Here is a 25,076-nt window from a genome sequence, read left to right on the forward strand (position 1 = left end):
CTGTCCGGTCTCACCGACCAAAGCGAACCGGACATTCTACCTGGTAAAACCGAGGTGCCACTAAGGCGCCTCCATTCTACACGAAGTGAGGATAAAACAATGAGTGGAACTAATCCCGTATTTTTAGTCCGCAAAGCAAAAAAATCATCAGGCCAGAAAGATGCAGTTCTCTGGTGCTGTGATGATTTTGAATCGGCAAATGCCACACTGGATTATCTCCTGATTAAATCAGGCGCAAAGCTGAAAGATTATTTCAAAGCTGTCGCTACTAATTTCCCTGTCGTCAACGAGCTGCCGCCGGAAGGCGAATTGAGTTTAACCTTTTGCGATTTCTACCAGCTCGGCAGCGACAACATGACCTGGGCGCAAATTCCAGGCGTGACACTGCCATCATCTGAAGCCGTTGCCGCCGCCCGTCAGCGTATCGTTGATGGTGTTGATACCGAAACAGGCGAAGTGCTGGAAGACCATACAGAAACCTTTGGCAACGAAAATAACGCTGTAAAGCCTGGAGATCTCCCTGCTTACGCTTACAACGTCAACGGCGAACTGATGGAGGAAGTGGAAAAGGAAATGAACCAGCCGGTCGCCAGAATGAGCGAACGCCACCGTATACTCTCTCAGTTAATTCTTGATGATGCATTCTCACATCACGTGACACCGGTACAGCTTGCCGAAGTAAGCCGCCTTGAACTGGACATGAGTAACAGTTATATCCAGGACATGTTGCTTGCCTGCCATAACGTACCAGCCATTCAAAAGCTGGATACTCCAAACCTGTGGAAATTTACTGACGCCTTTAAACGGATTTTCCCGCAGGACAAACGACACACCCTGCATTTGATGATGAATTTTGCACAGGCATTTGTTGATACAGAATACATCGATCGTGGCCTGCTCGTTAAAGAATGGGTGAAAGGCAATCGTGTGTCTGAAATTAATCGCACACCATCTGGCGCGAACGCCGGTGGCGGTAATAAGACTGACCGTCTTACTCCACTGACAAAAACCGGGCTCGAATATGAAATAGCACTTGGCCTGATCGCCCGTAACAAAGAGTTCGATATTTACAGCCCTTCCTTCGAGATCGATGTTGAAGCCAACGCCATTATTAATCTCTCCCGCTCAGGGGAAGATAACGTACTCGATGAATTTATTGCGACCTGCAAATTGTTTGAAGAAATGCCTGGTGGGATGGATTACTCACGCGCCTGCAATGTCGCTACGGTAAAAACAACACCAGAGGAACTGTTTAAATCTCCTTTCCGTCATCGCGAGTATCTCAATCGTGTCATGACAGAAACCGACCACGCACACCCGGATGAAATTATCGTTGATATTGCCTGCGGTCGCTCATCAATGCCAATGCCTCAGAAGGTGACAGCAGAAGAAGTTAATAAAATTCTTGCGGCTTCACGTGGTGATTACGTTGAAGGTATCAGCGACCCGAACGATCCGAAATGGGTGAAGACAGAGTCAAGCCAGCAGACCACGCAACCGGAAAAAGCGACCGATGGCGTTTTCGACGCTGCCACTTTAATCAAGAACTCTTCGACTCATGGCACTAAAAAGGATCCGGAGACCACCAGCAATGTGCAGGTTCAAGAAACTAACGGTGATGAAAAACAGGCTGGTGATGCGCTGTACACAGGCGAAAGTAATCTGGGGAATGGTGAAGAAGCAGATGCCGGAGAGCAAGCCATTCTGAACCAGAGTCAGGCTGAAACGCACCAAAATGCCGACTCAGTAAACCATTCTGAACCAGAAGCGCAACAAAATGCGCCAGAAACGCAACTGGATGAACCAGCACCGGAGTGGCCGTCATACTTCGAGCCTGGCCGTTATGAAGGTGTTCCAAACGACGTTTATCACGCCGCAAATGGTATCAGTTCAACGATGGTAAAAGACGCACGAGTGAGCCTGATGTATTACGACGGGCGCCACGTATCTAAAACCATCAAGAAAGAACGCTCCAAAGTTCTGGATATGGGAAATCTGGTTCATGCGCTGGCGTTACAGCCTGAAATTCTGGATGAAGAGTTCAGCATTGAACCGGTTATCCCGGAAGGCGCTCTCACGACGACAGCAACGATCCGCGCAGTTATCGACGACTACAACAATGGTTTGCCGGTGCAGCTCAGCGCAGACGATATTAAAAGGTTCCTGGAGGAATACAACGCCACCCTGCCGCAGCCAATTTCTTTAGGCGATGATGTTACCCAGACTGGCGAAAGCTACATGTCGTTACCGCCTGAATTCCAGCGAGTGGACGAAGGCCAAAAAGTTACAGCAGCCAAAATGAAGGCGTGCATCAGGGAATACAACGCCACTCTGCCGGCGCAAATGAAAACCAGCGGTAGCCGCGACACGCTACTGGAGCAACTGGCAATCATCAATCCTGATCTCGTTGCGCAGGAAGCACAGAAACCTCAACCGTTGAAAGTATCTGGCACCAAAGCGGATCTGATTCAGGCCGTGAAATCCGTCAAGCCTGACACAGTGTTTGCCGACGAGCTGCTTGACGCATGGCGTGAAAACCCAGGCGATAAAATCCTGGTTACCCGCCAGCAATACGCTACCGCGCTGGCTATCCAGTCTGCGCTCTATGCTCACCCTGAGGCAGGTAAGTTACTGCAAAACCCAACACGCGCTGTTGAAGTCAGCTATTTCGGCATTGATGACGACACCGGGCTTGAAATCCGTGTTCGCCCGGATGTTGAACTCGAGTACGAAGGTCTGCGTATCGGCTTCGACCTGAAAACAATCAGCATGTGGGATGTGAAGGAAGATGCCCTGAAATCGCGGCTTCACCGCGAAATAACCATGCGTGATTACCACCTCAGCGCCGGTATGTACTGCAACGTTGCCGATCTGGACAAATTCGCCTGGATCTTCGTGAACAAAGACGAGGGTTATCACTGGGTGGCTGTTGTGTGGGCTTCGGAATCACTGCTGGAACTCGGAAAGCTTGAGTATCGCCAGACGATTCGTTCCATCGCGAACGCCATGGACACTGGCGAATGGCCAGCACCGATAACTGAAGACTACACCGACGAACTGAACGATTACGATCTGCGCCGTCTCGATGCGCTGCGTGAAATGGCTTAAGGGGGAAACTATGGAAAACAAAAATATAACTGTTGCCGATCAGAATGCAGTAGTTAACTCAAACATTGCTTTGTTTGACTCGCAGTACCTGAACGCTATCAGTGCATTTGCTCAGATGATGTCTCAGGGGGCTGCAACGGTTCCTCGCCATCTGCAGGGTAATGCAGCAGATTGCATGGCAGTAGCTATGCAAGCCGCACAATGGCAGATGAATCCTTTCGCTGTGGCGCAGAAAACGCACCTGATCAATGGTGTTCTGGGTTACGAAGCACAACTGGTTAACGCGGTTATTTCCCGCAGTGGTGTACTGGCAAGCCGTTTTGAATATGAATGGTATGGACCATGGGAAAAGGTAATCGGCAAATTCAACATCAAAAAAGGTGAAAAAGGCGAGTACCGCGTACCGGGTTGGACAATGGCTGATGAAGAAGGTATCGGCATCATTATCAAAGCGCGCCTGAAAGGTGAGGATCAACCGCGAGAACTCGACCTGCTGCTTGCTCAGGCACGCGTTCGTAATTCCACTCTCTGGGCTGATGATCCGCGCCAGCAACTTGCTTACCTCGCAGTGAAGCGCTGGGCTCGCCTTTTCTGCCCTGACGTCATTCTTGGCGTCTATACGCCAGACGAACTCGATGAGCGGGAAGAGAAGATTATCAACCCCACCCAGAGCACCCAAAGCATCACCATGCAGGATATTAATGCAGATAACCTGCAGACCACCAGTACGCAGGAAGCTGATGTAAACATCGATGATGCTGCAGAGAAATTCCGTGCGCGCATTGATTCGGCTGAGACGCTGGAAGATGCAACCGCTGTGGGAAACGATATCAATACGGCAAAACCTGCATTAGGTACGGCACTGTTCACTGAGTTGAAAAATAAAGCTACCCGCCGTTATCACCTGGTTAAGCATCGCACCATGCTTGATGAAGCAATCAACAGTCTGCCACAGCCTGACGCACCGGATGCTGCAACATGCTTTGAAATGGTAGAGAAAAAACTCTCTGCTGCGAAGCGACATCTTGGCGACGATCTGCACGATAAGTACCGCATAACTCTTGACGACATGAAACCGGAATACATCGGCTAATTGAACAGGGAGGGATAACGCCCTCCCTCACAGGGGGTTTTATGCGCCTTATCAATCGCAGTAAACAATCGCCATTGGGCCGCCGGGCATGTGATGCAGCACTGGCAAAGCATGTTGAACGATACGGTGACTATGGTCGCAGCGACAGGAAGGAAACATACACAGTGAACGTGGACGGCGTAAAGATCTGGGTAGAAGTTGTCAACCGCCATAAGAGCTATGTAGCTACCGCTATGACAGGCATGCGCCGGTTAAGAACTCTGCCCGGTCGGTTTAACTGATAACGAATTATCAATGTCAATACACCGGCGCATCTATACTGGCGCCGGTTACCTGAGGTTAACCATGTCACAGGTAATTTTTAACGAAGAGTGGGTTGTTGAGTCCAGACTGACCGAAAAAACAGGTCTTACTGAAGGACAGATTAAAAATTATCGCCTTAAGCTATGGATTGAAGGTATTCACTTCAAGCGCCTTACTGCGCTTGGACAGACTGACAATTCCAAAGGTCTGCTTTGGTACAACTACCCGAAGATTAATCAGTTAGTTCAGGATGCTTAATGAAATACCCGACTGGCGTTGAACTGCATAATGGGAAAATCAGAATCACATTTACCTATCGCGGCATCCGCTGCCGCGAAGTTCTTCGCGGCTGGGTTGTTAACAGCAGCAATGTTAAGAAAGCAGGAAATCTGCGCGCGGCAATTGTAAGCGAAATACAACTCGGGAAGTTCGACTATCCAGCACGCTTTCCTGAATCAAAAGCACTTAATAAATTTTCCTCCACAAAACGGCTCACTACGTTCAAGGAGCTGAGTGATTTTTTTACGGACACAAAGGCGCTGGAGGTGTCGGACGCTACATTGCAATCCATCACATCTGTAGTTAACACCCTAAAACGCGTTGTGGGTGAGAACACGCGTCTGGTTGATATTCAGCATGCCGATATTCTGAATTACCGTAAAGAACTGCTAACAGGGGGAGTGATTAATCCTGCTATGCCAAATCTCATCAAACAAGGTAGATCCCCTTCAACAGTCAATAAACAAATGGCTGTTTTATCAGAAATGCTGAAGCTTGCGAACAGAAGTCAGTTTATATTACATGCACCCTATGAGGGGGTATCGAGGCTAAAGCTCTCTAAAGCAGATCCCGATCCACTTTTGCTCCATGAGTATCAGGCGCTGATTGCATCACTTCCACGCAAACTTGCCTTGATCATTATTGTTGCAGTGCATACGGGGATGAGGCCTGGAGAGATTTGTGCGCTGGCATGGGAGGATATTGACCTGAAAAAAGGTGAGATTCATGTATCCAGAAGCCTGACGAACAAACGGTTGTTTGTTCCGCCCAAAACAGATGCCGGGATAAGAACGATCACATTGCTGAAACCCGCTCTTGATGCTCTGCTGGAGCAGTACGAAATCACCGGAAGCGGACCTAAACAGGAAATTCAGTTTCATCATCGTGAGATCGGGAAAACCGAGCAACAAAAGCTTCGCTTTGTTTTTATCCCCGGAGAGAGTTCATATACAAAGGAAGGTTTTTTTTCTAAATATTCGATTTCCTATGGCTGGAAACGAGGTACTAAACTTTCTGGTATCCGGGAGAGAAACGCCTATCAGTCACGGCATACTTACGCTTGCTGGACACTGATGGCTGGAGCGAACCCTTCATTCATTGCCAGCCAGATGGGGCATGAAGATGCACGCATGGTCTACGAGGTTTATTCGAAGTGGATTGGTGACATGAACCAGGATCAGGTCAGTATTCTGAATAATCAGATGCCAACGGCACTGCCCCCAGGACGCCCCCAAGGGCGCAGCAGAATGAAAAAAATCATTTAATTTCATCGTGCTGGTTTCAACTTTCATAATCAGCGTTAAACTATTCATATCGTAAATACAGTGAGAAAAGATGATGCGTGTACTGGTTGTTGAGGATAATGCGTTATTACGTCATCACCTGAAAGTTCAGCTTCAGGATGCCGGACATCAGGTTGACGATGCCGAAGATGCCAAAGAAGCCGATTATTACCTTAACGAACACCTGCCTGACATCGCGATCGTCGATTTGGGTCTCCCGGATGAAGACGGACTTACACTGATTCGCCGCTGGCGGAGCAACGACGTTTCCCTCCCGGTCCTCGTCCTGACTGCCCGTGAAAGCTGGCAGGATAAAGTGGAGGTACTGAGCGCGGGTGCGGATGACTACGTCACCAAACCGTTCCATATTGAAGAAGTCGCCGCGCGGATGCAGGCGCTAATGCGTCGTAACAGCGGCCACGCTTCGCAAATTATTTCTATTCCCCCTTTCCAGGTTGATCTCTCGCGCCGTGAACTTTCGGTCAATGATGAGGTGATTAAGCTGACCGCGTTTGAGTACACCATCATGGAAACGCTGATCCGCAATAATGGCAAAGTGGTCAGCAAGGACTCGCTGATGTTGCAGTTGTATCCGGACGCCGAGTTGCGTGAAAGTCACACCATCGACGTGCTGATGGGGCGCCTGCGTAAAAAAATACAGGCGCAATATCCGGACGACGTCATTACCACCGTGCGGGGTCAGGGATATCTTTTCGAACTGCGCTGATGAATAAACTGTTGCGTCATCTTTTCCCGCTGTCTCTGCGTCTGCGCTTTCTGCTGGCCACCGCCGGCGTGGTGCTGGTGCTCTCTCTTGCCTATGGCATGGTTGCGCTGGTCGGCTATAGCGTAAGCTTTGATAAGACGACATTTCGCCTGCTGCGCGGAGAAAGTAACCTCTTCTATACTCTCGCCAAATGGGAAGACAATAAGATCCACGTCGAACTTCCCGAGCACCTCGACATGCAAAGCCCCACGATGTCGCTTATCTATGATGAGAGCGGCAAACTGCTGTGGGCCCAGCGTGATGTGCCCTGGCTGGTGAGACTGATTCAGCCTGACTGGCTGAAAAGCAACGGTTTCCATGAGATTGAAGCCGATATCCGCGCCACCAGCACGCTGCTTAATGACGATCACTCTGTTCAGGAACAGCTGAAGGAGGTACGGGAAGATGACGACGACGCCGAAATGACCCATTCGGTGGCGGTGAACGTCTACCCGGCCACGGCACGAATGCCGCAACTGACGATTGTGGTGGTGGATACCATTCCGATTGAGCTTAAACGCTCCTATATGGTCTGGAGCTGGTTTATCTATGTGCTCGCGGCTAACCTGTTGCTGGTCATTCCTCTACTCTGGGTCGCGGCCTGGTGGAGCCTGCGCCCTATCGAAGCGCTGGCGCGCGAAGTGCGGGAACTGGAAGAACATCATCGCGAGCAGCTGAACCCTGCGACAACGCGTGAGCTGACCAGTCTGGTTCGCAACCTGAACCGCCTGCTGAAAAGTGAGCGCGAACGTTATGACAAGTATCGCACTACGCTGACCGACCTCACCCACAGCCTGAAGACGCCGCTGGCCGTGCTGCAAAGTACGTTGCGCTCAATGCGCAGTGAAAAAATGAGCGTCAGTGACGCTGAGCCGGTGATGCTCGAACAGATCAGCCGGATTTCTCAGCAAATCGGCTACTATCTGCATCGCGCCAGCATGCGCGGCGGCGGCGTCTTGCTGAGTCGCGAGCTGCATCCGGTCGCGCCGCTACTGGATAGTCTCACGTCGGCGTTGAACAAAGTGTATCAGCGTAAAGGGGTGAACATTAGCCTCGATATCTCGCCGGAAATCAGCTTCGTCGGTGAGCAAAACGACTTTGTCGAGGTAATGGGCAACGTTCTGGATAACGCCTGTAAGTACTGCCTGGAGTTTGTCGAAATTTCTGCCCGTCAGACCGACGATCATCTGTACATTGTGGTGGAAGATGACGGTCCGGGGATCCCACAGAGCAAGCGCGATTTGATATTCGACCGCGGTCAACGAGTGGATACGATGCGTCCGGGGCAAGGCGTCGGGCTGGCGGTGGCGCGAGAGATCACCGAGCAATACGACGGTAAAATTGTTGCCAGCGACAGCCTGCTCGGCGGCGCGCACATGGAGGTGATTTTTGGTCATCAGCAGCCGGGGCCGAAAGACGACTAAACCAAAATGTAATAAATATGAGCCAACTGCACGCATCTGGTTAAGCATCCGTTATAATCGGTGACAGATACCCGCCCCAGCCTGTGGAAGCTCAATATGGAATACCAATTAACACTCAACTGGCCCGAATTTCTTGAACGTCACTGGCAAAAGCGCCCGGTGGTGTTAAAACGCGGCTTTAATAACTTCATCGATCCCCTCTCTCCTGACGAACTGGCAGGGTTGGCGATGGAAAGCGAAGTCGATAGCCGTCTGGTAAGCCATCAGGATGGTAAATGGCAGGTCAGCCACGGTCCGTTCGAAAGCTATGACCATCTCGGCGAAAATAACTGGTCATTGCTGGTACAGGCGGTGAACCACTGGCATGAGCCGACCGCCGCGCTGATGCGCCCCTTCCGCGCCCTGCCCGACTGGCGTATTGACGATCTGATGGTCTCATTCTCCGTACCCGGCGGCGGCGTAGGTCCGCATCTCGATCAGTATGATGTGTTTATCATTCAGGGAACCGGTCGCCGCCGTTGGCGGGTGGGGGAAAAGCTGCAGATGAAACAGCACTGCCCGCATCCAGATCTGCTGCAGGTGGATCCTTTTGAAGCCATCATTGATGAAGAACTGGAGCCGGGCGATATTCTCTACATTCCGCCGGGATTCCCGCACGAAGGCTATGCGCTGGAAAACGCGATGAACTATTCGGTTGGCTTTCGCGCACCGAATACCCGCGAACTGATCAGCGGTTTTGCCGACTATGTCCTGCAACGTGAACTGGGCAGCACGTATTACAGCGACCCCGATATGCCGCCTCGCGATCATCCTGCCGACGTTCTACCGCAGGAAATGGACAAACTGCGCGCCATGATGCTGGATCTCATTAATCAGCCGGAGCATTTCAAACAGTGGTTTGGCGAGTTTATCTCCCAGTCGCGTCATGAACTGGATATTGCACCGCCGGAGCCGCCGTATCAGCCTGATGAGATCTACGATGCCCTGAAACAAGGCGATGTGCTGGTGCGTCTGGGAGGATTACGGGTACTGCGTGTGGGCGATGACGTTTATGCCAATGGCGAAAAAATTGATTCCCCGCACCGTCCGGCGCTGGAAGCGCTCGCCAGCCATATCGTGCTGACCGCGGAGAATTTTGGCGACGCGCTGGAAGATCCCTCGTTCCTCGCCATGCTGGCGGCGCTGGTCAACAGCGGATACTGGTTCTTCGAAGGGTAACATGGAGATTATGCCGGATGGCGACGCTAATGCGTCTTATCCGGCCTACGGTTCAAATGTCCTGTAGGCCGGATAAGCGTCACGCCATGCGGCATCAGCCACGCTACGACTGCTTCGCCGTTAACTCGGCAATCCGTACAATCACCTGCACCGCTTTTTCCATGCCTTCCAGCGTCACAAACTCATGCTTGCCATGATAGTTGTAGCCACCGGTGAACAGATTCGGGCACGGCAATCCCATGAAAGAGAGTTGCGCGCCGTCGGTGCCGCCGCGGATCGGTTTCATATCCGGTTGAATGTCACAGTCACGCATCGCCTGCTGAGCGATATCCAGTACATGCGGATGCTCAGCCACTTTTTCACGCATATTGTAATAACTGTCTTCAATCACCAGTTCAATGTAACAGTCCGGGTGTAACCCTTTCCCGACCTTCCTGGCTATCTCCATCATCTTACGTTTGCGCGCTTCAAACTGCTTGCGGTCGAAATCGCGAATGATGTAGTGCATGTCCGCGCGATCCACGGTGCCCTTCATGCTCGCAAGATGGTAGAAACCTTCATAACCTTCGGTCATTTCCGGGCTTTCATCCGCCGGAACCTCGGCATGAATACGCGCCGCCAGGGATAATGCGTTTACCATGACGCCTTTCGCCGTCCCCGGATGCACGTTGTTGCCGACGATTTTGATATTCACCGAGGCGGCATTGAAGTTCTCAAACTCCAGTTCCCCCACGCCACCACCGTCAACGGTATAGGCCCATTTGGCGTCAAAAGCCGCAACATCAAAGTGCTTCGCCCCTTTGCCGACCTCTTCATCCGGCGTAAAAGCGACGCGAATATCGCCATGCGGAATATTTTTATGCTTCAGCACCGCCAGCGCGGTCATGATTTCCGCCACACCCGCTTTGTCATCCGCACCCAGCAACGTTTTGCCGTCGGTGGTGATCAGCGTTTGTCCGAGCAACTGATGCAGCACCGGGAACATCACCGGTGACAGCACTTCATCGCCAATGCCCAGAGCGATATCACCGCCGCGATAATTCTCAACAATCTGCGGATTCACGTGCTTACCGCTAAAATCCGGTGAGGTATCCACATGGGAAATGAAGCCAATAGCAGGGATATCGCCAGGGACATTCGCTGGAAGCGTTGCCATCAGCGTCCCTTTGTCACTTAATGTCACATTGACCAGCTCCATCTCTTCGAGCTGCTGTTTGAGCAAATTTAATAACTTCCACTGTCCCTCAGTACTGGGAACCTGTCTCACACCCGCTTTCGATTGGGTATCCAATGAAACGTAGTGCAGAAAACGCTCAAGTAGTTTATCCATGCAGTCACCCTCACTATTTGTGACAACATTATCAGTAAGCCACAAAAGACAAATATTGCGTCAGGTCACTTTTATCCCCGCAAACGAGAATATTTCGCTTCCGAACCCCTTACTGACTATAAGACTACGCCAGTTATTGGCAACAAACATTGGCGATGACAACGGTTTGCCGTAGAATTACGGCCCTCATTAAGAGTCACCAAGGTGGTCAACCACAAACCCCGCATCGGTCAGCCATCCGTTGCGTTTACATGGGACAGAGTAAGAAATTGAATAAACAACCGCGTTCGCTTTCACCGCTGGTTCTGTTGTCAGGTATCAGCAAAAGCTTCGATGGAAAAGAGGTCATTTCCGAGCTGGATTTGACAATCAATAATGGCGAGTTCCTCACGCTGCTTGGCCCTTCTGGCTGCGGTAAAACAACCGTTTTGCGCCTGATTGCCGGTCTGGAAACCGTAGATTCCGGGCACATCATGCTCGATAACCAGGACATCACCCACGTACCGGCTGAAAACCGCTATGTGAATACCGTCTTTCAAAGCTATGCGTTATTCCCCCACATGACCGTCTTTGAAAATGTGGCGTTCGGATTACGTATGCAGAAAACCCCCGCCGCCGACATCACCCCGCGCGTCCTGGAAGCACTGCGAATGGTGCAACTGGAAGAGTTCGCTCAGCGTAAACCGCATCAACTCTCCGGGGGACAACAGCAGCGCGTGGCGATTGCCCGTGCGGTGGTCAACAAACCGCGTCTGCTGCTGTTGGATGAATCCCTCTCCGCGCTGGACTATAAGCTGCGAAAGCAGATGCAGAACGAACTGAAGGCCTTGCAGCGTAAGCTCGGCATCACGTTCGTGTTCGTGACGCACGATCAGGAAGAAGCCCTGACCATGTCCGATCGTATCGTCGTTATGCGCGATGGGCGAATTGAACAGGACGGCACACCGCGTGAAATCTACGAAGAGCCGAAAAACCTGTTTGTCGCCGGATTCATTGGCGAGATTAACATGTTTAACGCCACGGTAATCGAGCGTCTGGACGAACAGCGTGTTCGTGCTAACGTCGAAGGCCGTGAATGCAATATCTACGTCAACTTCGCCGTCGAGCCTGGACAGAAACTGCACGTTCTGCTGCGCCCGGAAGATCTGCGCGTGGATGAAATCAACGACGACAATCACATTGACGGCCTGATTGGCTACGTCCGCGAGCGTAACTATAAGGGCATGACGCTGGAGTCGGTGGTTGAACTGGAAAATGGCAAGATGGTGATGGTCAGTGAATTCTTCAACGAAGACGATCCGGACTTTGACCACTCCCTCGACCAGAAAATGGCCATTAACTGGGTAGAAAGCTGGGAGGTCGTACTGGCTGATGAAGAACACAAGTAAATTCCAGAATGTGGTGATTGTCACTATCGTCGGTTGGCTTGTGTTGTTTGTCTTTCTGCCCAACCTGATGATCATTGGCACCAGCTTTTTGACCCGCGACGATGCCAGCTTCGTCAAAATGGTCTTTACGCTGGACAACTACGCGCGCCTGCTCGATCCGCTCTATTTTGAAGTACTGCTGCACTCGCTGAATATGGCGCTGATCGCCACGCTCGCCTGCCTTGTGCTCGGCTATCCTTTTGCCTGGTTTCTGGCGCGACTGCCGGAGAAAGTTCGCCCGCTGCTGCTGTTTCTGCTGATTGTCCCCTTCTGGACCAACTCGCTGATCCGTATCTATGGGCTGAAAATTTTCCTCAGCACGAAGGGTTACCTGAACGAGTTTCTGCTCTGGCTGGGGGTGATCGAGACGCCAATGCGCATCATGTTCACCCCGAGCGCGGTGATTATCGGTCTGGTGTATATCCTGCTGCCATTTATGGTGATGCCGCTGTATTCCAGCATTGAGAAGCTCGACAGACCTTTGCTGGAAGCGGCGAAAGATCTGGGTGCCAGCAAGTTGCAGACTTTTATCCGGATAATCATCCCGCTGACCATGCCGGGCATTATTGCCGGTTGCCTGCTGGTGATGCTGCCCGCGATGGGGCTGTTCTACGTCTCAGACCTGATGGGCGGCGCGAAAAACCTGCTGATCGGTAACGTTATCAAGGTTCAGTTCCTCAATATCCGTGACTGGCCGTTTGGTGCGGCAACCAGCATTACGCTGACGATTGTGATGGGCCTGATGCTGTTGGTTTACTGGCGCGCCTCCCGACTGCTGAACAAAAAGGGAGAACTCGAATGATCGGTCGACTGCTTCGCGGCGGTTTTATGACCGCTATCTACGCGTACCTGTACATTCCCATCATTATTTTGATTGTGAACTCCTTTAACAGTTCGCGCTTTGGCATCAACTGGCAGGGCTTTACGACCAAATGGTACGGCCTGCTGATGAACAACGACAGCCTGCTGCAAGCGGCGCAACACTCGCTGACGATGGCCATTTTTTCCGCAACGTTCGCCACTCTCATCGGGTCATTGACTGCCGTTGCGCTGTATCGCTATCGTTTTCGCGGTAAACCGTTCGTCAGCGGTATGTTGTTTGTGGTGATGATGTCACCGGATATCGTGATGGCCATTTCACTGCTGGTGCTGTTTATGCTGCTGGGCATCCAGTTGGGCTTCTGGTCGCTGCTGTTTTCGCATATCACTTTCTGCCTGCCTTTTGTGGTGGTGACCGTCTATTCGCGGCTGAAAGGGTTTGACGTACGGATGCTGGAAGCGGCAAAAGATCTGGGTGCCAGCGAAATCACCATCCTGCGCAAAATCATTCTGCCGCTGGCAATGCCCGCAGTCGCCGCCGGCTGGCTGCTGAGCTTTACCCTGTCGATGGACGATGTGGTGGTTTCGTCGTTCGTGACCGGGCCTGGCTATGAAATTCTACCGTTGAAGATCTACTCAATGGTGAAAGTCGGCGTTTCACCGGAGGTGAATGCGCTGGCGACCATTCTGTTGGTGTTATCGTTGGTTCTGGTGATCGCCAGCCAGCTTATTGCTCGTGATAAAACGAAAAGCCTGTCTCGCCAGGCGTAATTGTTGACGTCATTCTGGCTGCGGACAACACGCAGCCAGAATGATGAATAAAATAGCCTGGAGAGTCAGGCGCTAATCTCAGGGGACGTTAAAATGATGAAATGGTCACGCCACCTGCTCGCGGCAGGCGCTCTTGCAATAGGAATGAGCGCCGCGCACGCGGACGACAGTAAAACACTCTATTTCTACAACTGGACCGAGTATGTTCCGCCAGGATTGCTGGAACAGTTCACTAAAGAGACCGGCATTAAGGTCATCTATTCGACCTACGAGTCGAATGAAACCATGTATGCCAAGCTCAAAACCTACAAAGACGGCGCCTACGACCTGGTTGTGCCTTCCACCTATTACGTCGACAAGATGCGTAAAGAGGGCATGATTCAGAAGATCGACAAGTCAACGTTAACCAACTTCAACAACCTCGATCCTGAGATGCTGAACAAGCCATTCGATCCAGGCAACGACTACTCCATTCCGTACATCTGGGGAGCAACGGCTATCGGTGTGAACAGCGACAGCATTGACCCGAAAACGGTCACCCGCTGGGCTGATCTCTGGAAGCCGGAATACAAAGGCAGCCTGCTGCTGACCGACGATGCGCGCGAAGTGTTCCAGATGGCGCTGCGTAAGCTGGGCTATTCCGGTAACACCACCGATCCGAAAGAGATTGAAGCGGCCTATAATGAGCTGAAAAAGCTGATGCCTAACGTCGCCGCGTTTAACTCTGACAATCCGGCGAATCCGTATATGGAAGGTGAAGTCAATCTGGGCATGGTGTGGAACGGCTCCGCCTTCGTCGCGCGCCAGGCCGGTACGCCGCTGGAGGTAGTCTGGCCGAAAGAAGGCGGCATCTTCTGGATGGACAGCCTCTCAATTCCGGCAAACGCCAAAAACAAAGAGGGCGCGTTGAAGCTGATTAACTTCCTGCTGCGCCCGGACGTGGCGAAAGAAGTCGCGGAAACCATCGGCTATCCGACACCAAACCTGGCGGCACGTAAGCTGTTAAGTCCGGAAGTCGCCAATGATAAATCGCTCTACCCGGATGCGGAGACTATCAGCAAAGGCGAATGGCAGAACGACGTCGGCCCCGCCAGCGCAATTTACGAAGAGTACTATCAGAAGCTGAAAGCAGGACGCTAATTCAGCACCATGCCGGATGACGTTGCGCTCATCCGGCCTACAAGCCGTTCATCCGTAGGCCGGGTAAGGCGAAGCCGTCACCCGGCACACATCTCCGTCACAATCCTTTCAATAATTTATCCACAAACTCAGGCACCACCTGACTTGCCGGACCGTAATATTTCTCCTGGAACTCGCTACCGACCTGGCTCGGTTCCAGATTCAGCTCAACGGTATGCGCACCGTGCAGTTTCGCTTCATGGACAAAACCGGCCGCCGGATAGACGTGGCCTGAGGTACCAATCGCGATAAAGACATCCGCCATGGCCAGCGCCATATAGATCTCATCCATGCCGAGCGGCATCTCACCAAACCACACCACGTGCGGACGCAGCGGTGCCGGGAACTGGCAGCAGTGGCATTTGTCTTCTGGTGTCACATCGCCCGTCCACTCCAGGATCTGCCCGCTCTGCGAGCAATGCACTTTCAGCAGTTCGCCATGCATATGGATGATATTCTGGTTACCCGCCCGCTCATGCAGGTTGTCAATATTCTGCGTCACCAACAGAAAACGGTCGCCCAGCGCCTCTTCCAGTTTTGCCAGCGCGATGTGCGCCGGGTTAGGCTGGATTTCAGGCTGCTGTAATTGACGACGGCGGGCATTATAGAAAGACTGCACCAGCGCAGGATTACGGGCGAAGCCTTCCGGCGTCGCGACATCTTCAACCCGGTGCTCTTCCCACAGTCCGTCTGCGGCGCGGAAGGTACGAATACCAGACTCCGCTGAGATCCCTGCCCCTGTAAGCACCAAAACTCTTGGTTTTTCCATCACTTCCGGTACCACTCTGTCTCTGAAAAAAATCCGTTGACGAAGGCGTTCGCGCAGATGGCGTTTGTTTTTCCGAAATCGACTTAACCGATGACCCCGACGCGACAGCATAGCAACCTCTTTTGATTAATCGGTAAGATGTAGGAAGGCGGCGCCACGCATCCCGCCCGCATCACCGTGTCGTGCTCGCTCAATGCGAGGAACACGTGCCACGGGAAGCAGATGACGCGGCAATCTGTCTGCCAGGTTGGTGGTGATGGCCGTAAAGTTCGACAATCCCCCTCCGATGACGACCAGATCCGGATCGACGATGGTCAGGATATTTCCCAGACACACCGCCAGCAAATCCAGATAACGCTCAACGTGCGCCCGCGCCCGCTCATCCCCCTGCTCCCACAGTGAAATGATTTCAGGCGCCTGTAAGGGTTGATGATAGTAATGCTGATACAACCAGGCAAATCCCCGTCCGGACAGATAATTTTCAATGCAGCCAAGTTGACCGCAGCCACAGCGGCGCAGCGGAAAATCGAGGCCCATCAGCGTGAGCGCATCGACCGGCAGACGCATATGACCGAACTCGCCGGTGATGTAGCTGCGCCCGGTGATCGGTTTTCCGTTAAGGATCAGACCGCCCCCCACGCCCGTGCCCAAAATCAGCCCCATCACCAGCGGATAGCGGGTAAATTCATCATCCCAGGCTTCAGACAGGGCAAAACAGTTCGCATCGTTATCGAGGCGAACGTCGCGATCGAGCCGTGCGCTAAGATCGGCACGCAAGGGTTTGCCACTGGCAGCAGGGACATTCGCGGCGTAGAGCGTGCCATCTTCCGTTTCCGGCATACCGGGGATGCCAATACCCACCGAACCTTTCACGCCAAATCGCTGGTCGGCTTCCGCCACCAGTTCGCACACGGCCTCTAAAAAAGCGTCATAGCTGTCGCGCGGAGTGGGAACACGCTTTTCCCACTGTAATTTCCGCTCGTTATCAAAGACGCCCAACGCAATTTTTGTCCCACCAATATCAAACCCGTAATACATTGCCGCTCCTTGTTTTATACACTTCATCCTTCAGGCGGCCGCTGTTCTGGTCACATGAATGAGTTTGTGTATCTCTCACGCCATTATGGTTACTGGCCGCTGAGTACTCTCGCAGGATCGATGTTACTGGCGCGCCGCGCCGGATACCAACTCGCCAACAGACTCAGCAACAGTGCGGTGACCAGCACGTAAATCACATCCAGCCAGTGTAATTCCGATGGCAGGAAGTCGATAAAATAGATATCCCCGGAGAGGAACTGATGGCCAATCAGCTTTTCGATACCATTAATGATTGGCGTCAGCTGTAGCGAAACCACTACGCCAATGACCACCCCGATCAAACTGCCAAACAGCCCCGCCAGCAGGCCGTACCAGACAAAAATGGCGCGAATCAGGCCATCTTTCGCCCCCAGCGTTCTTAATACCGCAATATCACCGCTCTTGTCTTTTACCGCCATCACTAATGTTGAGACAATGTTAAAACAGGCGACGCCGATCACCAGCACCATCGCCAGATACATAATGGCGCGGATCATCTGAATATCGCGGTACATGTAGCCGTAGGTACCAATCCAGCTCTTGATATAGACATAGCTGTTGGTCACTTCACCTGCGTCACGCACCAGTTTGTTGGCGTTGAAGACGTCACTGACCTTCAGCGCAATCCCGGAAACCGTGTTGTCCATCTCCAGATACTGCTGCGCATCGGCCATCGGGATCATCGCGAAGCTATGGTCAAGCTGACCACTCAACTGCAGAATACCGGCAACGTGCAGGCGTACACGCTTTGGCTGCATCAACTTATGATCGGCATTCGAATTGGGGATCATGATGGAGACCCAGTCGCCCTGCTTAACCTTAAGCGCGTCGGCGACGCCCTTGCCGATAATAATTTGCTGTTCACCGGCTTTGAAATCAGCCCAGGCGTTATTTTGCACAAACGAGGGCAGCGCGCTCAGACGCTGTTCCTGCTGCGGATCCACGCCTTTCACCTGGATGGCGCGCAGATTCGCCCCGCTCTCAATCAGTCCGGTAAAGTTGATATACGGCGCCGCGGCCGTAATACCCGGCACCTTCTGTACCTTCTCCAGCGCTTCACGCCAGTTGGTCCACGGCGGGTTGACCGCTTCAATCTCACCGTGCGGCACCACCGCCAGAATGCGGTTGTTCAGTTCGCGTTCAAAGCCGTTCATCGCGCTTAAACCGACGATCAAAACCGCCACGCCCAGCGCGATACCGATGGTCGAGATCACCGAAATCAGCGACACCATGCCGCCGCGCCGCCGTCCCCGGCTAAAGCGCAGGCCAATTAATAACGATAAAGGCGAGGCCATTACTCCGCCCCCATCAGGCTCAGGTCCGCCGTCAGACGTCCATCTCGCATTTCCAACTGGCGGCTCATGCGCTTCGCCAGTTGCAGGTCGTGGGTGACGACCAGAAACGCAGTGCCCTGCGCGCGGTTCAGCTCACCCAGAAGCTGGAAGATGCTGTCGGCGTTGCGCGCGTCCAGGTTACCGGTCGGTTCATCCGCCAGCACCAGGCGCGGGTTGTTGACCAGCGCACGGGCAATCGCCACGCGCTGACGCTCACCGCCAGACAGTTCAGAGGGACGATGACTGGCGCGGTGATCCAACCCTACCGCTTTCAGCATCTCACGCGCCCGGACAGTAATTTCGGCGGGTTTATGTTTACCAATCAGCAGCGGCATCGCCACGTTTTCCAACGCGGTGAAGTCCGGCAGCAGGTGGTGAAACTGATAGATAAAGCCGAGCTTCTGGTTACGCAGTTCCGCTTTCGCCGCTGACGACAGTTTGCTCATCGGCTGACCGCTAAAAATCACGTCGCCGGAGGTTGGGGTATCCAGCCCGCCCAGCAGGTGCAACAAGGTACTTTTGCCGGAGCCGGAGCTACCGACAATCGCCATCATTTCGCCTTCGCCCACGCTGAAGCTGACATCGTGCAACACATCAGTTTGCACGGAACCTTCCTGATAGCGTTTGCACAGTTTGTCGCATTGCAACAGGATCTTATTCATAACGTAAAGCCTCAGCGGGTTGAGTGGCGGCAGCGCGCCATGAAGGATAAAGCGTGGAAAGCAACGCGATGGCCATCGCCACCAGCGCAATCACAATGACCTGCAGCGGCTCTATCGCCACCGGCAGCGCCGCACCGTCCAGCAGGATGCCGATAACCGGCATCAGGGTATTAAGTTGACTGGCCAGCAGCGCGCCCAGCGCAGCGCCCAGCAATGCGCCGATAATCCCGGCACTGGCTCCCTGCACCATAAAGACCATCATGATCTGTCGCGGCGTCAGCCCCTGCGTTTGCAAAATAGCCACTTCTCCCTGCTTCTCCATCACCATCAGACCTAACGAGGTAATAATATTGAACGCAGCAACGGCCACGATCAGGCTCAACAACAGCCCCATCATGTTCTTTTCCATCCGCACGGCCTGGAACAGCTCGCCTTTACGCTCGCGCCAGTCCTGCCATTTCGTTCCTTCCGGCAGCGTCTGCTGACTGAGCGAGTCCACCTTCAGCGGCTCATTCAACCACAAGCGCCAGCCGGTGATATTCCCTGCCGGGTAGCGCATGAGGCGCGAGGCGTCCTGAATATTGGTCAACATCTGGTAGCCATCAACTTCGCTGTTCGCCGCAAAGGTGCCGATCACCGTAAACAGGCGCTGGCTCGGCAGACGCCCCATCGGAGTGAACTGGCTGGCTGATGGCACCATCACGCGGATCTGATCGCCACGATTAACGCCCAACTGGCCCGCGAGCTGCTCGCCGAGGATGACATTATACTTGCCAGGCTGGAGATCGGTTTGCTTCACATTGACCAGATACGGCGTCAGCGGATCTTTTTGCGCCGGATCGATACCCAGCATCACCCCAACCGCCACGCTGCGCGCACTTTGCAGCACGACATCACCGGTTGTCAGCGGCGCAATGCGATTCACCCCGTTCAGTTTAACGGCGTTTTCCGGCAGTTGTTGAGGATTCAGGGAGCCTTGCTCCGCAGAAAGGATGGCCTGAGGCATCAGCCCCAGGATGTTATTTTGCAGTTCACGTTCAAAACCGTTCATCACTGACAAAACCGTGACCAGTGCCATCACCCCAAGGGTAATGCCAATGGTGGAAAGCCAGGAGACAAAGCGACCGAAGCGATCTGCTGCACGCCCGCGCATGTAACGCAGGCCGATGAATAGAGCGACAGGTTGGTACATGAAATCCGTCTGGTTGCTGTTAGCAAAGTCACGAGTATATAAGCGAAAGCCGCATGGGTAAACGCCTGAACCGTAAGTGTTCGTCAGTACGCAGAGGAAAAGGATCCGCAGCTCAGTAGGCTCGTGAGATAGCCCCTGTCGACCCTGATCCTTTTCTTAAAAAATCAAAAAGCAGAATGTTACGCATTACAACACCCGCATCACCCCGCAGGATCACAGGCTATGTTGACGAATACAAGCACAGGGTCCTGATGAAACAGAAAGAACTATGGATTAACCAAATCAAAGGGTTATGCATCTGTCTGGTGGTAATCTATCACTCAGTCATCACCTTCTACCCCCACCTGACCCACTTCCAGTTACCTCTCTCGGAACTGCTGTCCAAGTGCTGGATTTACTTTAATCTCTATCTCGCTCCGTTTCGTATGCCAGTATTTTTCTTTATCTCTGGCTTTTTAATTCGCCGCTATATCGACAGCGTGAGCTGGAAAGAGAGCGTCAACAAGCGGGTCTGGAGTATTTTCTGGGTGCTGGCGCTGTGGGGCGTGGCCCAGTGGCTGGCGCTCAGCGCACTGAACAACTGGCTGGCGCCGGAGCGCTCCCTGCATAACGCCTCCAACGCCGCTTACGCCGGTTCCATCGGCCAGTTCCTTCACGGCATGCTGACCGCCAGCACCAGCCTGTGGTATCTGTATGCGCTCATTGTCTATTTTGTGGTCTGTAAAGTGTTCAGCCGCTGGGCCGTGCCGCTGTTCGCTCTGTTTGTTTTGCTGAGCGTGGCAATCAACGTTGTTGCCACCCCATGGTGGGGAATGAACAGCGTGATCCGCAACCTGCCGTATTACAGCCTCGGCGCCTGGTTTGGCGTCTCGCTGATGGCGTGGATCAAAGAGGTCCCGCTGCGCCGCTATGCGCTGCTCTGCGCGGCCGCCTTCGCGCTGGCTATCGCGGCGTGGTTGTTTAACGTCTCATTGCTGCTGTCGTTGGTCTCTATCGTGCTGATCATGAAGCTGTTCTATCAGTATGAACAGCGCTTCGGCATGCGTGAGTCCAGTCTGCTTAACGTGATCGGTTCGAACACTATCGCGATTTATACCACGCATCGCATTCTGGTGGAGGCGTTCAGCCTGCTGCTCATCCCGCAGATCAATACCGCGGTCTGGTCCCCCGCACTGGAACTGGCCCTGCTGCTGGTCTATCCATTTGCCAGCCTGTTGATCTGTACGCTATTGGGTCTTGCCGTGCGTAAACTGTCGCAGGGTCTGTTCGGTGATATCCTCTTCACCCCCCCTTCCCGCCCGCAAACCGTTGGCTATTCCCGCTAACTATTTCGCCCTCACGTGAGGGCGATTCAATTTGCTAATGAGGAGCGATCACGGATAATACAGGGCATTGCTTATCTGACGAATACCTAAACCGAATGCCTGAACAACAACGTTACACGCTGCCCGTGAAAGCGGGCGACCAGCGCCTGTTGGGTGAACTGACCGGGGCTGCCTGTGCCACACTGGTGGCAGAAATTGCCGAACGTCATGCCGGTCCTGTCGTGCTCGTGGCGCCCGATATGCAAAACGCGCTGCGCCTGCATGATGAAATCCGCCAGTTTACCGATCAGATGGTGATGAACCTCGCGGACTGGGAAACCCTGCCCTACGACAGTTTCTCTCCGCATCAGGAAATTATTTCCTCGCGTCTCTCCACGCTGTATCAGCTACCGTCGATGCAGCGTGGCGTGCTGATCGTGCCGGTCAACACCCTGATGCAGCGCGTCTGCCCGCACAGCTATCTGCACGGTCATGCGCTGGTGATGAAAAAAGGCCAGCGTTTATCGCGCGACGCCCTGCGTTTACAGCTCGACAGCGCCGGTTACCGGCATGTTGATCAGGTCATGGAACATGGCGAATACGCCACGCGCGGCGCGCTGCTGGATCTCTACCCGATGGGCAGTGAACAGCCCTATCGTCTGGATTTCTTCGACGATGAAATTGACAGTTTGCGCCTGTTTGACGCTGACACCCAGCGCACGCTGGAAGAAGTCGACGCCATCAATCTGTTGCCCGCGCACGAATTTCCGACCGACAAAACGGCGATCGAACTGTTTCGCAGCCAGTGGCGCGATACCTTCGAGGTAAAACGCGACGCGGAGCATATCTATCAGCAGGTCAGTAAGGGCACCTTGCCTGCGGGGATCGAATACTGGCAGCCGCTGTTTTTCAGCGAGCCGCTGCCGCCGCTGTTTAGCTATTTCCCGGCCAATACGCTGGTGGTCAACACCGGTGATTTAGAAAACAGCGCCGAACGTTTCCAGGCCGATACGCTGGCGCGTTTCGAAAACCGTTGTGTGGATCCGATGCGTCCGCTGCTACCGCCGGAATCGCTCTGGCTACGCGTCGATGAGCTCTTTTCTGAACTCAAACGCTGGCCGCGCGTACAGCTCAAAACCGATCACCTTCCCGCCAAAGCGGCAAATACCAACTTAGGCTTCAAGCCGCTGCCGGACCTGGCGGTTCAGGCGCAGCAAAAATCGCCGCTGGATGCCCTGCGCAAGTTCCTGGAGTCCTTCGACGGACCGGTGATTTTCTCGGTTGAGAGTGAAGGTCGTCGTGAGGCCCTTGGTGAACTGCTCGCCCGCATCAAAGTCGCGCCGAAGCGCATTATGCGTCTGGATGAAGCTGCGGATGTTGGACGCTACCTGATGATTGGTGCCGCCGAGCACGGGTTTATCGATACGACGCGCAATCTGGCATTAATCTGTGAAAGCGACCTGCTGGGCGAGCGCGTGGCGCGCCGTCGTCAGGATTCACGCCGCACGATTAACCCGGACACGCTGATTCGTAACCTGGCGGAGCTGCATCCGGGTCAGCCGGTGGTACACCTGGAGCACGGCGTCGGTCGCTATGCCGGGATGACCACGCTGGAAGCGGGCGGGATCAAAGGCGAGTACCTGATGCTCACCTACGCCAACGACGCCAAACTGTACGTCCCGGTCTCCTCTTTGCATCTGATCAGCCGTTACGCCGGTGGCGCTGAAGAGAATGCGCCGCTGCATAAACTCGGCGGCGATGCCTGGTCACGCGCCCGGCAGAAAGCGGCAGAGAAAGTGCGCGACGTGGCGGCCGAACTGCTGGATATCTACGCCCAGCGTGCGGCAAAAGAGGGATTCGCCTTCAAACACGATCGCGAACAGTACCAATTGTTCTGCGACAGCTTCCCGTTCGAAACCACCCCCGACCAGGCGCAGGCGATTAACGCCGTGCTCAGCGATATGTGTCAGCCGCTGGCGATGGACCGTCTGGTATGCGGCGACGTCGGATTTGGCAAAACCGAAGTGGCAATGCGCGCCGCATTCCTCGCGGTCGAAAACCACAAGCAGGTGGCGGTTCTGGTGCCGACAACCCTGCTTGCCCAGCAGCACTTTGATAACTTCCGCGACCGCTTTGCCAACTGGCCGGTGCGCATCGAAATGATCTCCCGCTTTCGCAGCGCCAAAGAACAGGCGCAGATCCTGGAACAGGTTGCCGAAGGGAAAATTGATATTCTGATCGGTACACACAAACTGCTGCAAAGCGATGTGAAGTTGAAAGATCTGGGACTGCTGATCGTCGATGAAGAGCACCGTTTCGGCGTGCGCCATAAAGAGCGCATTAAAGCGATGCGCGCCGATGTGGATATTCTGACGCTGACCGCCACGCCGATCCCGCGAACGCTGAATATGGCGATGAGCGGCATGCGCGATCTGTCGATTATCGCCACCCCCCCTGCGCGTCGTCTGGCGGTCAAAACCTTTGTTCGTGAATACGACAGCCTGGTGGTACGCGAGGCGATTCTGCGTGAAGTGCTGCGCGGCGGCCAGGTTTACTATCTCTACAACGATGTGGAAAACATCCAGAAAGCCGCCCAAAGGCTGGCGGAACTGGTGCCGGAAGCGCGGATTGCCATCGGTCACGGGCAGATGCGCGAACGCGAACTGGAACGCGTGATGAACGATTTCCACCATCAGCGTTTTAACGTTCTGGTCTGTACCACTATTATCGAAACCGGTATTGATATCCCGACTGCCAACACGATTATCATCGAGCGAGCGGACCACTTCGGTCTGGCGCAGTTACATCAGTTGCGCGGTCGCGTAGGGCGTTCACACCATCAGGCGTATGCCTGGCTGCTGACGCCACACCCCAAGGCGATGACGACCGACGCGCAAAAACGTCTGGAAGCTATCGCCTCGCTGGAAGATCTGGGCGCGGGCTTTGCGCTGGCGACTCACGATCTGGAGATCCGCGGCGCGGGTGAACTGCTCGGGGAAGAACAGAGTGGTTCGATGGAGACCATCGGCTTCTCGCTGTACATGGAGCTGCTGGAAAACGCCGTCGATGCGCTGAAGGCCGGACGCGAGCCGTCGCTGGAAGATCTCACCAGCCAGCAAACGGAAGTCGAACTGCGTATGCCATCGCTGCTGCCGGATGATTTCATCCCGGACGTGAACACCCGCCTGTCGTTCTATAAGCGTATCGCCAGCGCGAAAAGCGAGAATGAACTTGAAGAGCTCAAAGTGGAACTGATCGACCGCTTCGGTCTGCTGCCCGACCCGGCGCGTACTCTGCTGGATATCGCCCGGTTGCGTCAACAGGCGCAGAAACTGGGCATTCGCAAGCTGGAAGGCAACGAGAAAGGCGGCACCATCGAATTTGCTGAGAAGAACCATGTCAATCCGAACTGGCTGATCGGACTGCTGCAAAAACAGCCGCAGCACTACCGTCTTGACGGACCGACCCGACTGAAGTTCATCCAGGATCTGACCGATCGGAAAACGCGGATGGAATGGGTGCGTCAGTTTATGCAGCAACTGGAAGAAAACGCCGTGGCATGATTGTGGTGTGCCGGATAGTGGCTTCGCCTTATCCGGCCTACAAATCGATGCCTGACCGTAGACCTGATAAGCGCAGTGCCATCAGGCAAGGGTCCACGATCTTTACAACTCTTTGCACTTCCCTTGCAATTCAAGACACACCGCCCCGCCATAATTATCATTGGACTGCTCTGGC

20 protein-coding genes are annotated in these 25,076 nt (G+C 53.7%); 14 read left to right on the top strand and 6 right to left on the bottom strand.

From position 1 onward, the window contains the following. Positions 1-99: 99 nt before the first annotated feature. The 8 genes from QQZ17_RS03625 to roxA all read left to right on the top strand — a co-directional run bounded on the left by QQZ17_RS03625 (position 100) and on the right by roxA (position 9,474). Entirely contained in the window at positions 100-3,108 is a 3,009-nt protein-coding gene (locus QQZ17_RS03625) for a RecE family exodeoxyribonuclease (RefSeq protein WP_152406348.1), read from the top strand. A gap of 10 nt (positions 3,109-3,118) precedes the next feature. Further along, the gene (locus tag QQZ17_RS03630) at positions 3,119-4,201 is read left to right on the top strand and encodes a RecT family recombinase (RefSeq protein ID WP_152405042.1); all 1,083 of its coding nucleotides are present in this window, start codon (positions 3,119-3,121) and stop codon (positions 4,199-4,201) included. A gap of 41 nt (positions 4,202-4,242) precedes the next feature. Further along, positions 4,243-4,482, top strand: a complete 240-nt coding sequence (locus QQZ17_RS03635) for a DUF4060 family protein (protein WP_042997814.1) — start codon at positions 4,243-4,245, stop codon at positions 4,480-4,482. 64 nt (positions 4,483-4,546) lie between these two features. Beyond that, positions 4,547-4,762 (top strand): excisionase family protein, encoded by a 216-nt coding sequence (xisR, locus tag QQZ17_RS03640; protein WP_044266475.1) that lies wholly within the window; start codon positions 4,547-4,549, stop codon positions 4,760-4,762. Then, complete coding sequence (locus QQZ17_RS03645) at positions 4,762-6,048, top strand: site-specific integrase (RefSeq protein WP_152405043.1); 1,287 nt, start codon at positions 4,762-4,764, stop codon at positions 6,046-6,048. Before xisR ends, QQZ17_RS03645 begins: the two co-directional genes overlap by 1 nt. Positions 6,049-6,121: 73 nt before the next feature. Continuing rightward, complete coding sequence (gene phoP / locus QQZ17_RS03650) at positions 6,122-6,793, top strand: two-component system response regulator PhoP (protein ID WP_187696627.1); 672 nt, start codon at positions 6,122-6,124, stop codon at positions 6,791-6,793. Beyond that, a complete protein-coding gene (gene phoQ, locus QQZ17_RS03655; RefSeq protein WP_152405045.1) occupies positions 6,793-8,256 on the top strand; it encodes a two-component system sensor histidine kinase PhoQ in 1,464 nt (487 codons plus the stop codon). Before phoP ends, phoQ begins: the two co-directional genes overlap by 1 nt. A 96-nt stretch (positions 8,257-8,352) precedes the next feature. Beyond that, a complete protein-coding gene (roxA, locus tag QQZ17_RS03660) occupies positions 8,353-9,474 on the top strand; it encodes a [50S ribosomal protein L16]-arginine 3-hydroxylase (protein ID WP_152405046.1) in 1,122 nt (373 codons plus the stop codon). A 103-nt stretch (positions 9,475-9,577) separates the two neighbouring features. Here the strand turns inward: roxA and pepT are convergent, their stop codons facing one another. Beyond that, entirely contained in the window at positions 9,578-10,804 is a 1,227-nt protein-coding gene (pepT, locus tag QQZ17_RS03665; protein ID WP_152405047.1) for a peptidase T, read from the bottom strand. 251 nt (positions 10,805-11,055) lie between these two features. On the opposite strand from pepT, the gene potA reads away from it, so the two are divergent. From potA to potD, 4 genes are all read left to right on the top strand, one after another. Beyond that, positions 11,056-12,192, top strand: coding sequence for a spermidine/putrescine ABC transporter ATP-binding protein PotA (gene potA / locus QQZ17_RS03670; RefSeq protein ID WP_042319574.1), 1,137 nt, complete (start codon positions 11,056-11,058; stop codon positions 12,190-12,192). Further along, complete coding sequence (gene potB, locus QQZ17_RS03675) at positions 12,176-13,033, top strand: spermidine/putrescine ABC transporter permease PotB (RefSeq protein ID WP_152405048.1); 858 nt, start codon at positions 12,176-12,178, stop codon at positions 13,031-13,033. The genes potA and potB overlap by 17 nt, the downstream gene beginning before the upstream one ends. Continuing rightward, entirely contained in the window at positions 13,030-13,821 is a 792-nt protein-coding gene (gene potC / locus QQZ17_RS03680) for a spermidine/putrescine ABC transporter permease PotC (protein WP_152405049.1), read from the top strand. The genes potB and potC overlap by 4 nt, the downstream gene beginning before the upstream one ends. Before the next feature lie 93 nt (positions 13,822-13,914). After that, positions 13,915-14,961: a spermidine/putrescine ABC transporter substrate-binding protein PotD gene (gene potD, locus QQZ17_RS03685; RefSeq protein WP_152405050.1), complete on the top strand. Its 1,047-nt coding sequence runs from the start codon at positions 13,915-13,917 to the stop codon at positions 14,959-14,961. A 97-nt stretch (positions 14,962-15,058) separates the two neighbouring features. On the opposite strand, the gene cobB is transcribed toward potD, so the two are convergent. From cobB to lolC, 5 genes are all read right to left on the bottom strand, one after another. Continuing rightward, complete coding sequence (cobB, locus tag QQZ17_RS03690) at positions 15,059-15,880, bottom strand: Sir2 family NAD+-dependent deacetylase (RefSeq protein WP_152405051.1); 822 nt, start codon at positions 15,878-15,880, stop codon at positions 15,059-15,061. Between the two features lie 15 nt (positions 15,881-15,895). After that, on the bottom strand, positions 15,896-16,807 hold the full coding sequence (nagK, locus tag QQZ17_RS03695) for an N-acetylglucosamine kinase (RefSeq protein WP_152405052.1): 912 nt from the start codon (positions 16,805-16,807) through the stop codon (positions 15,896-15,898). A gap of 89 nt (positions 16,808-16,896) precedes the next feature. Then, on the bottom strand, positions 16,897-18,141 hold the full coding sequence (gene lolE, locus QQZ17_RS03700; protein ID WP_152405053.1) for a lipoprotein-releasing ABC transporter permease subunit LolE: 1,245 nt from the start codon (positions 18,139-18,141) through the stop codon (positions 16,897-16,899). Beyond that, positions 18,141-18,842 carry a lipoprotein-releasing ABC transporter ATP-binding protein LolD gene (gene lolD / locus QQZ17_RS03705; RefSeq protein WP_152405054.1) on the bottom strand — a complete coding sequence of 234 codons (702 nt, stop codon included), beginning with the start codon at positions 18,840-18,842 and terminating at the stop codon, positions 18,141-18,143. Before lolD ends, lolE begins: the two co-directional genes overlap by 1 nt. Next, on the bottom strand, positions 18,835-20,034 hold the full coding sequence (lolC, locus tag QQZ17_RS03710) for a lipoprotein-releasing ABC transporter permease subunit LolC (RefSeq protein ID WP_152405055.1): 1,200 nt from the start codon (positions 20,032-20,034) through the stop codon (positions 18,835-18,837). The genes lolD and lolC overlap by 8 nt, the downstream gene beginning before the upstream one ends. Positions 20,035-20,285: 251 nt before the next feature. Here lolC and QQZ17_RS03715 point away from each other — a divergent pair, with 251 nt between their 5' ends. Next, positions 20,286-21,359, top strand: a complete 1,074-nt coding sequence (locus QQZ17_RS03715) for an acyltransferase family protein (protein ID WP_152405056.1) — start codon at positions 20,286-20,288, stop codon at positions 21,357-21,359. Between the two features lie 95 nt (positions 21,360-21,454). Then, complete coding sequence (mfd, locus tag QQZ17_RS03720; protein WP_152405057.1) at positions 21,455-24,901, top strand: transcription-repair coupling factor; 3,447 nt, start codon at positions 21,455-21,457, stop codon at positions 24,899-24,901. Positions 24,902-25,076: the final 175 nt, after the last annotated feature.

The organism is Citrobacter sp. T1.2D-1, assembly GCF_950098555.1.
Taxonomy (GTDB): Bacteria; Pseudomonadota; Gammaproteobacteria; order Enterobacterales; family Enterobacteriaceae; genus Citrobacter_A; species Citrobacter_A telavivensis.

Coding starts and splice junctions, on each gene's coding strand:
- QQZ17_RS03625 (WP_152406348.1), top strand. CDS start 100: ATGAGTGGAACTAATCCCGTATTTTTAGTCCGCAAAGCAAAAAAATCA.
- QQZ17_RS03630 (WP_152405042.1), top strand. CDS start 3,119: ATGGAAAACAAAAATATAACTGTTGCCGATCAGAATGCAGTAGTTAAC.
- QQZ17_RS03635 (WP_042997814.1), top strand. CDS start 4,243: ATGCGCCTTATCAATCGCAGTAAACAATCGCCATTGGGCCGCCGGGCA.
- xisR (WP_044266475.1), top strand. CDS start 4,547: ATGTCACAGGTAATTTTTAACGAAGAGTGGGTTGTTGAGTCCAGACTG.
- QQZ17_RS03645 (WP_152405043.1), top strand. CDS start 4,762: ATGAAATACCCGACTGGCGTTGAACTGCATAATGGGAAAATCAGAATC.
- phoP (WP_187696627.1), top strand. CDS start 6,122: ATGCGTGTACTGGTTGTTGAGGATAATGCGTTATTACGTCATCACCTG.
- phoQ (WP_152405045.1), top strand. CDS start 6,793: ATGAATAAACTGTTGCGTCATCTTTTCCCGCTGTCTCTGCGTCTGCGC.
- roxA (WP_152405046.1), top strand. CDS start 8,353: ATGGAATACCAATTAACACTCAACTGGCCCGAATTTCTTGAACGTCAC.
- pepT (WP_152405047.1), bottom strand. CDS start 10,804: ATGGATAAACTACTTGAGCGTTTTCTGCACTACGTTTCATTGGATACC.
- potA (WP_042319574.1), top strand. CDS start 11,056: ATGGGACAGAGTAAGAAATTGAATAAACAACCGCGTTCGCTTTCACCG.
- potB (WP_152405048.1), top strand. CDS start 12,176: ATGAAGAACACAAGTAAATTCCAGAATGTGGTGATTGTCACTATCGTC.
- potC (WP_152405049.1), top strand. CDS start 13,030: ATGATCGGTCGACTGCTTCGCGGCGGTTTTATGACCGCTATCTACGCG.
- potD (WP_152405050.1), top strand. CDS start 13,915: ATGATGAAATGGTCACGCCACCTGCTCGCGGCAGGCGCTCTTGCAATA.
- cobB (WP_152405051.1), bottom strand. CDS start 15,880: ATGCTGTCGCGTCGGGGTCATCGGTTAAGTCGATTTCGGAAAAACAAA.
- nagK (WP_152405052.1), bottom strand. CDS start 16,807: ATGTATTACGGGTTTGATATTGGTGGGACAAAAATTGCGTTGGGCGTC.
- lolE (WP_152405053.1), bottom strand. CDS start 18,141: ATGGCCTCGCCTTTATCGTTATTAATTGGCCTGCGCTTTAGCCGGGGA.
- lolD (WP_152405054.1), bottom strand. CDS start 18,842: ATGAATAAGATCCTGTTGCAATGCGACAAACTGTGCAAACGCTATCAG.
- lolC (WP_152405055.1), bottom strand. CDS start 20,034: ATGTACCAACCTGTCGCTCTATTCATCGGCCTGCGTTACATGCGCGGG.
- QQZ17_RS03715 (WP_152405056.1), top strand. CDS start 20,286: ATGAAACAGAAAGAACTATGGATTAACCAAATCAAAGGGTTATGCATC.
- mfd (WP_152405057.1), top strand. CDS start 21,455: ATGCCTGAACAACAACGTTACACGCTGCCCGTGAAAGCGGGCGACCAG.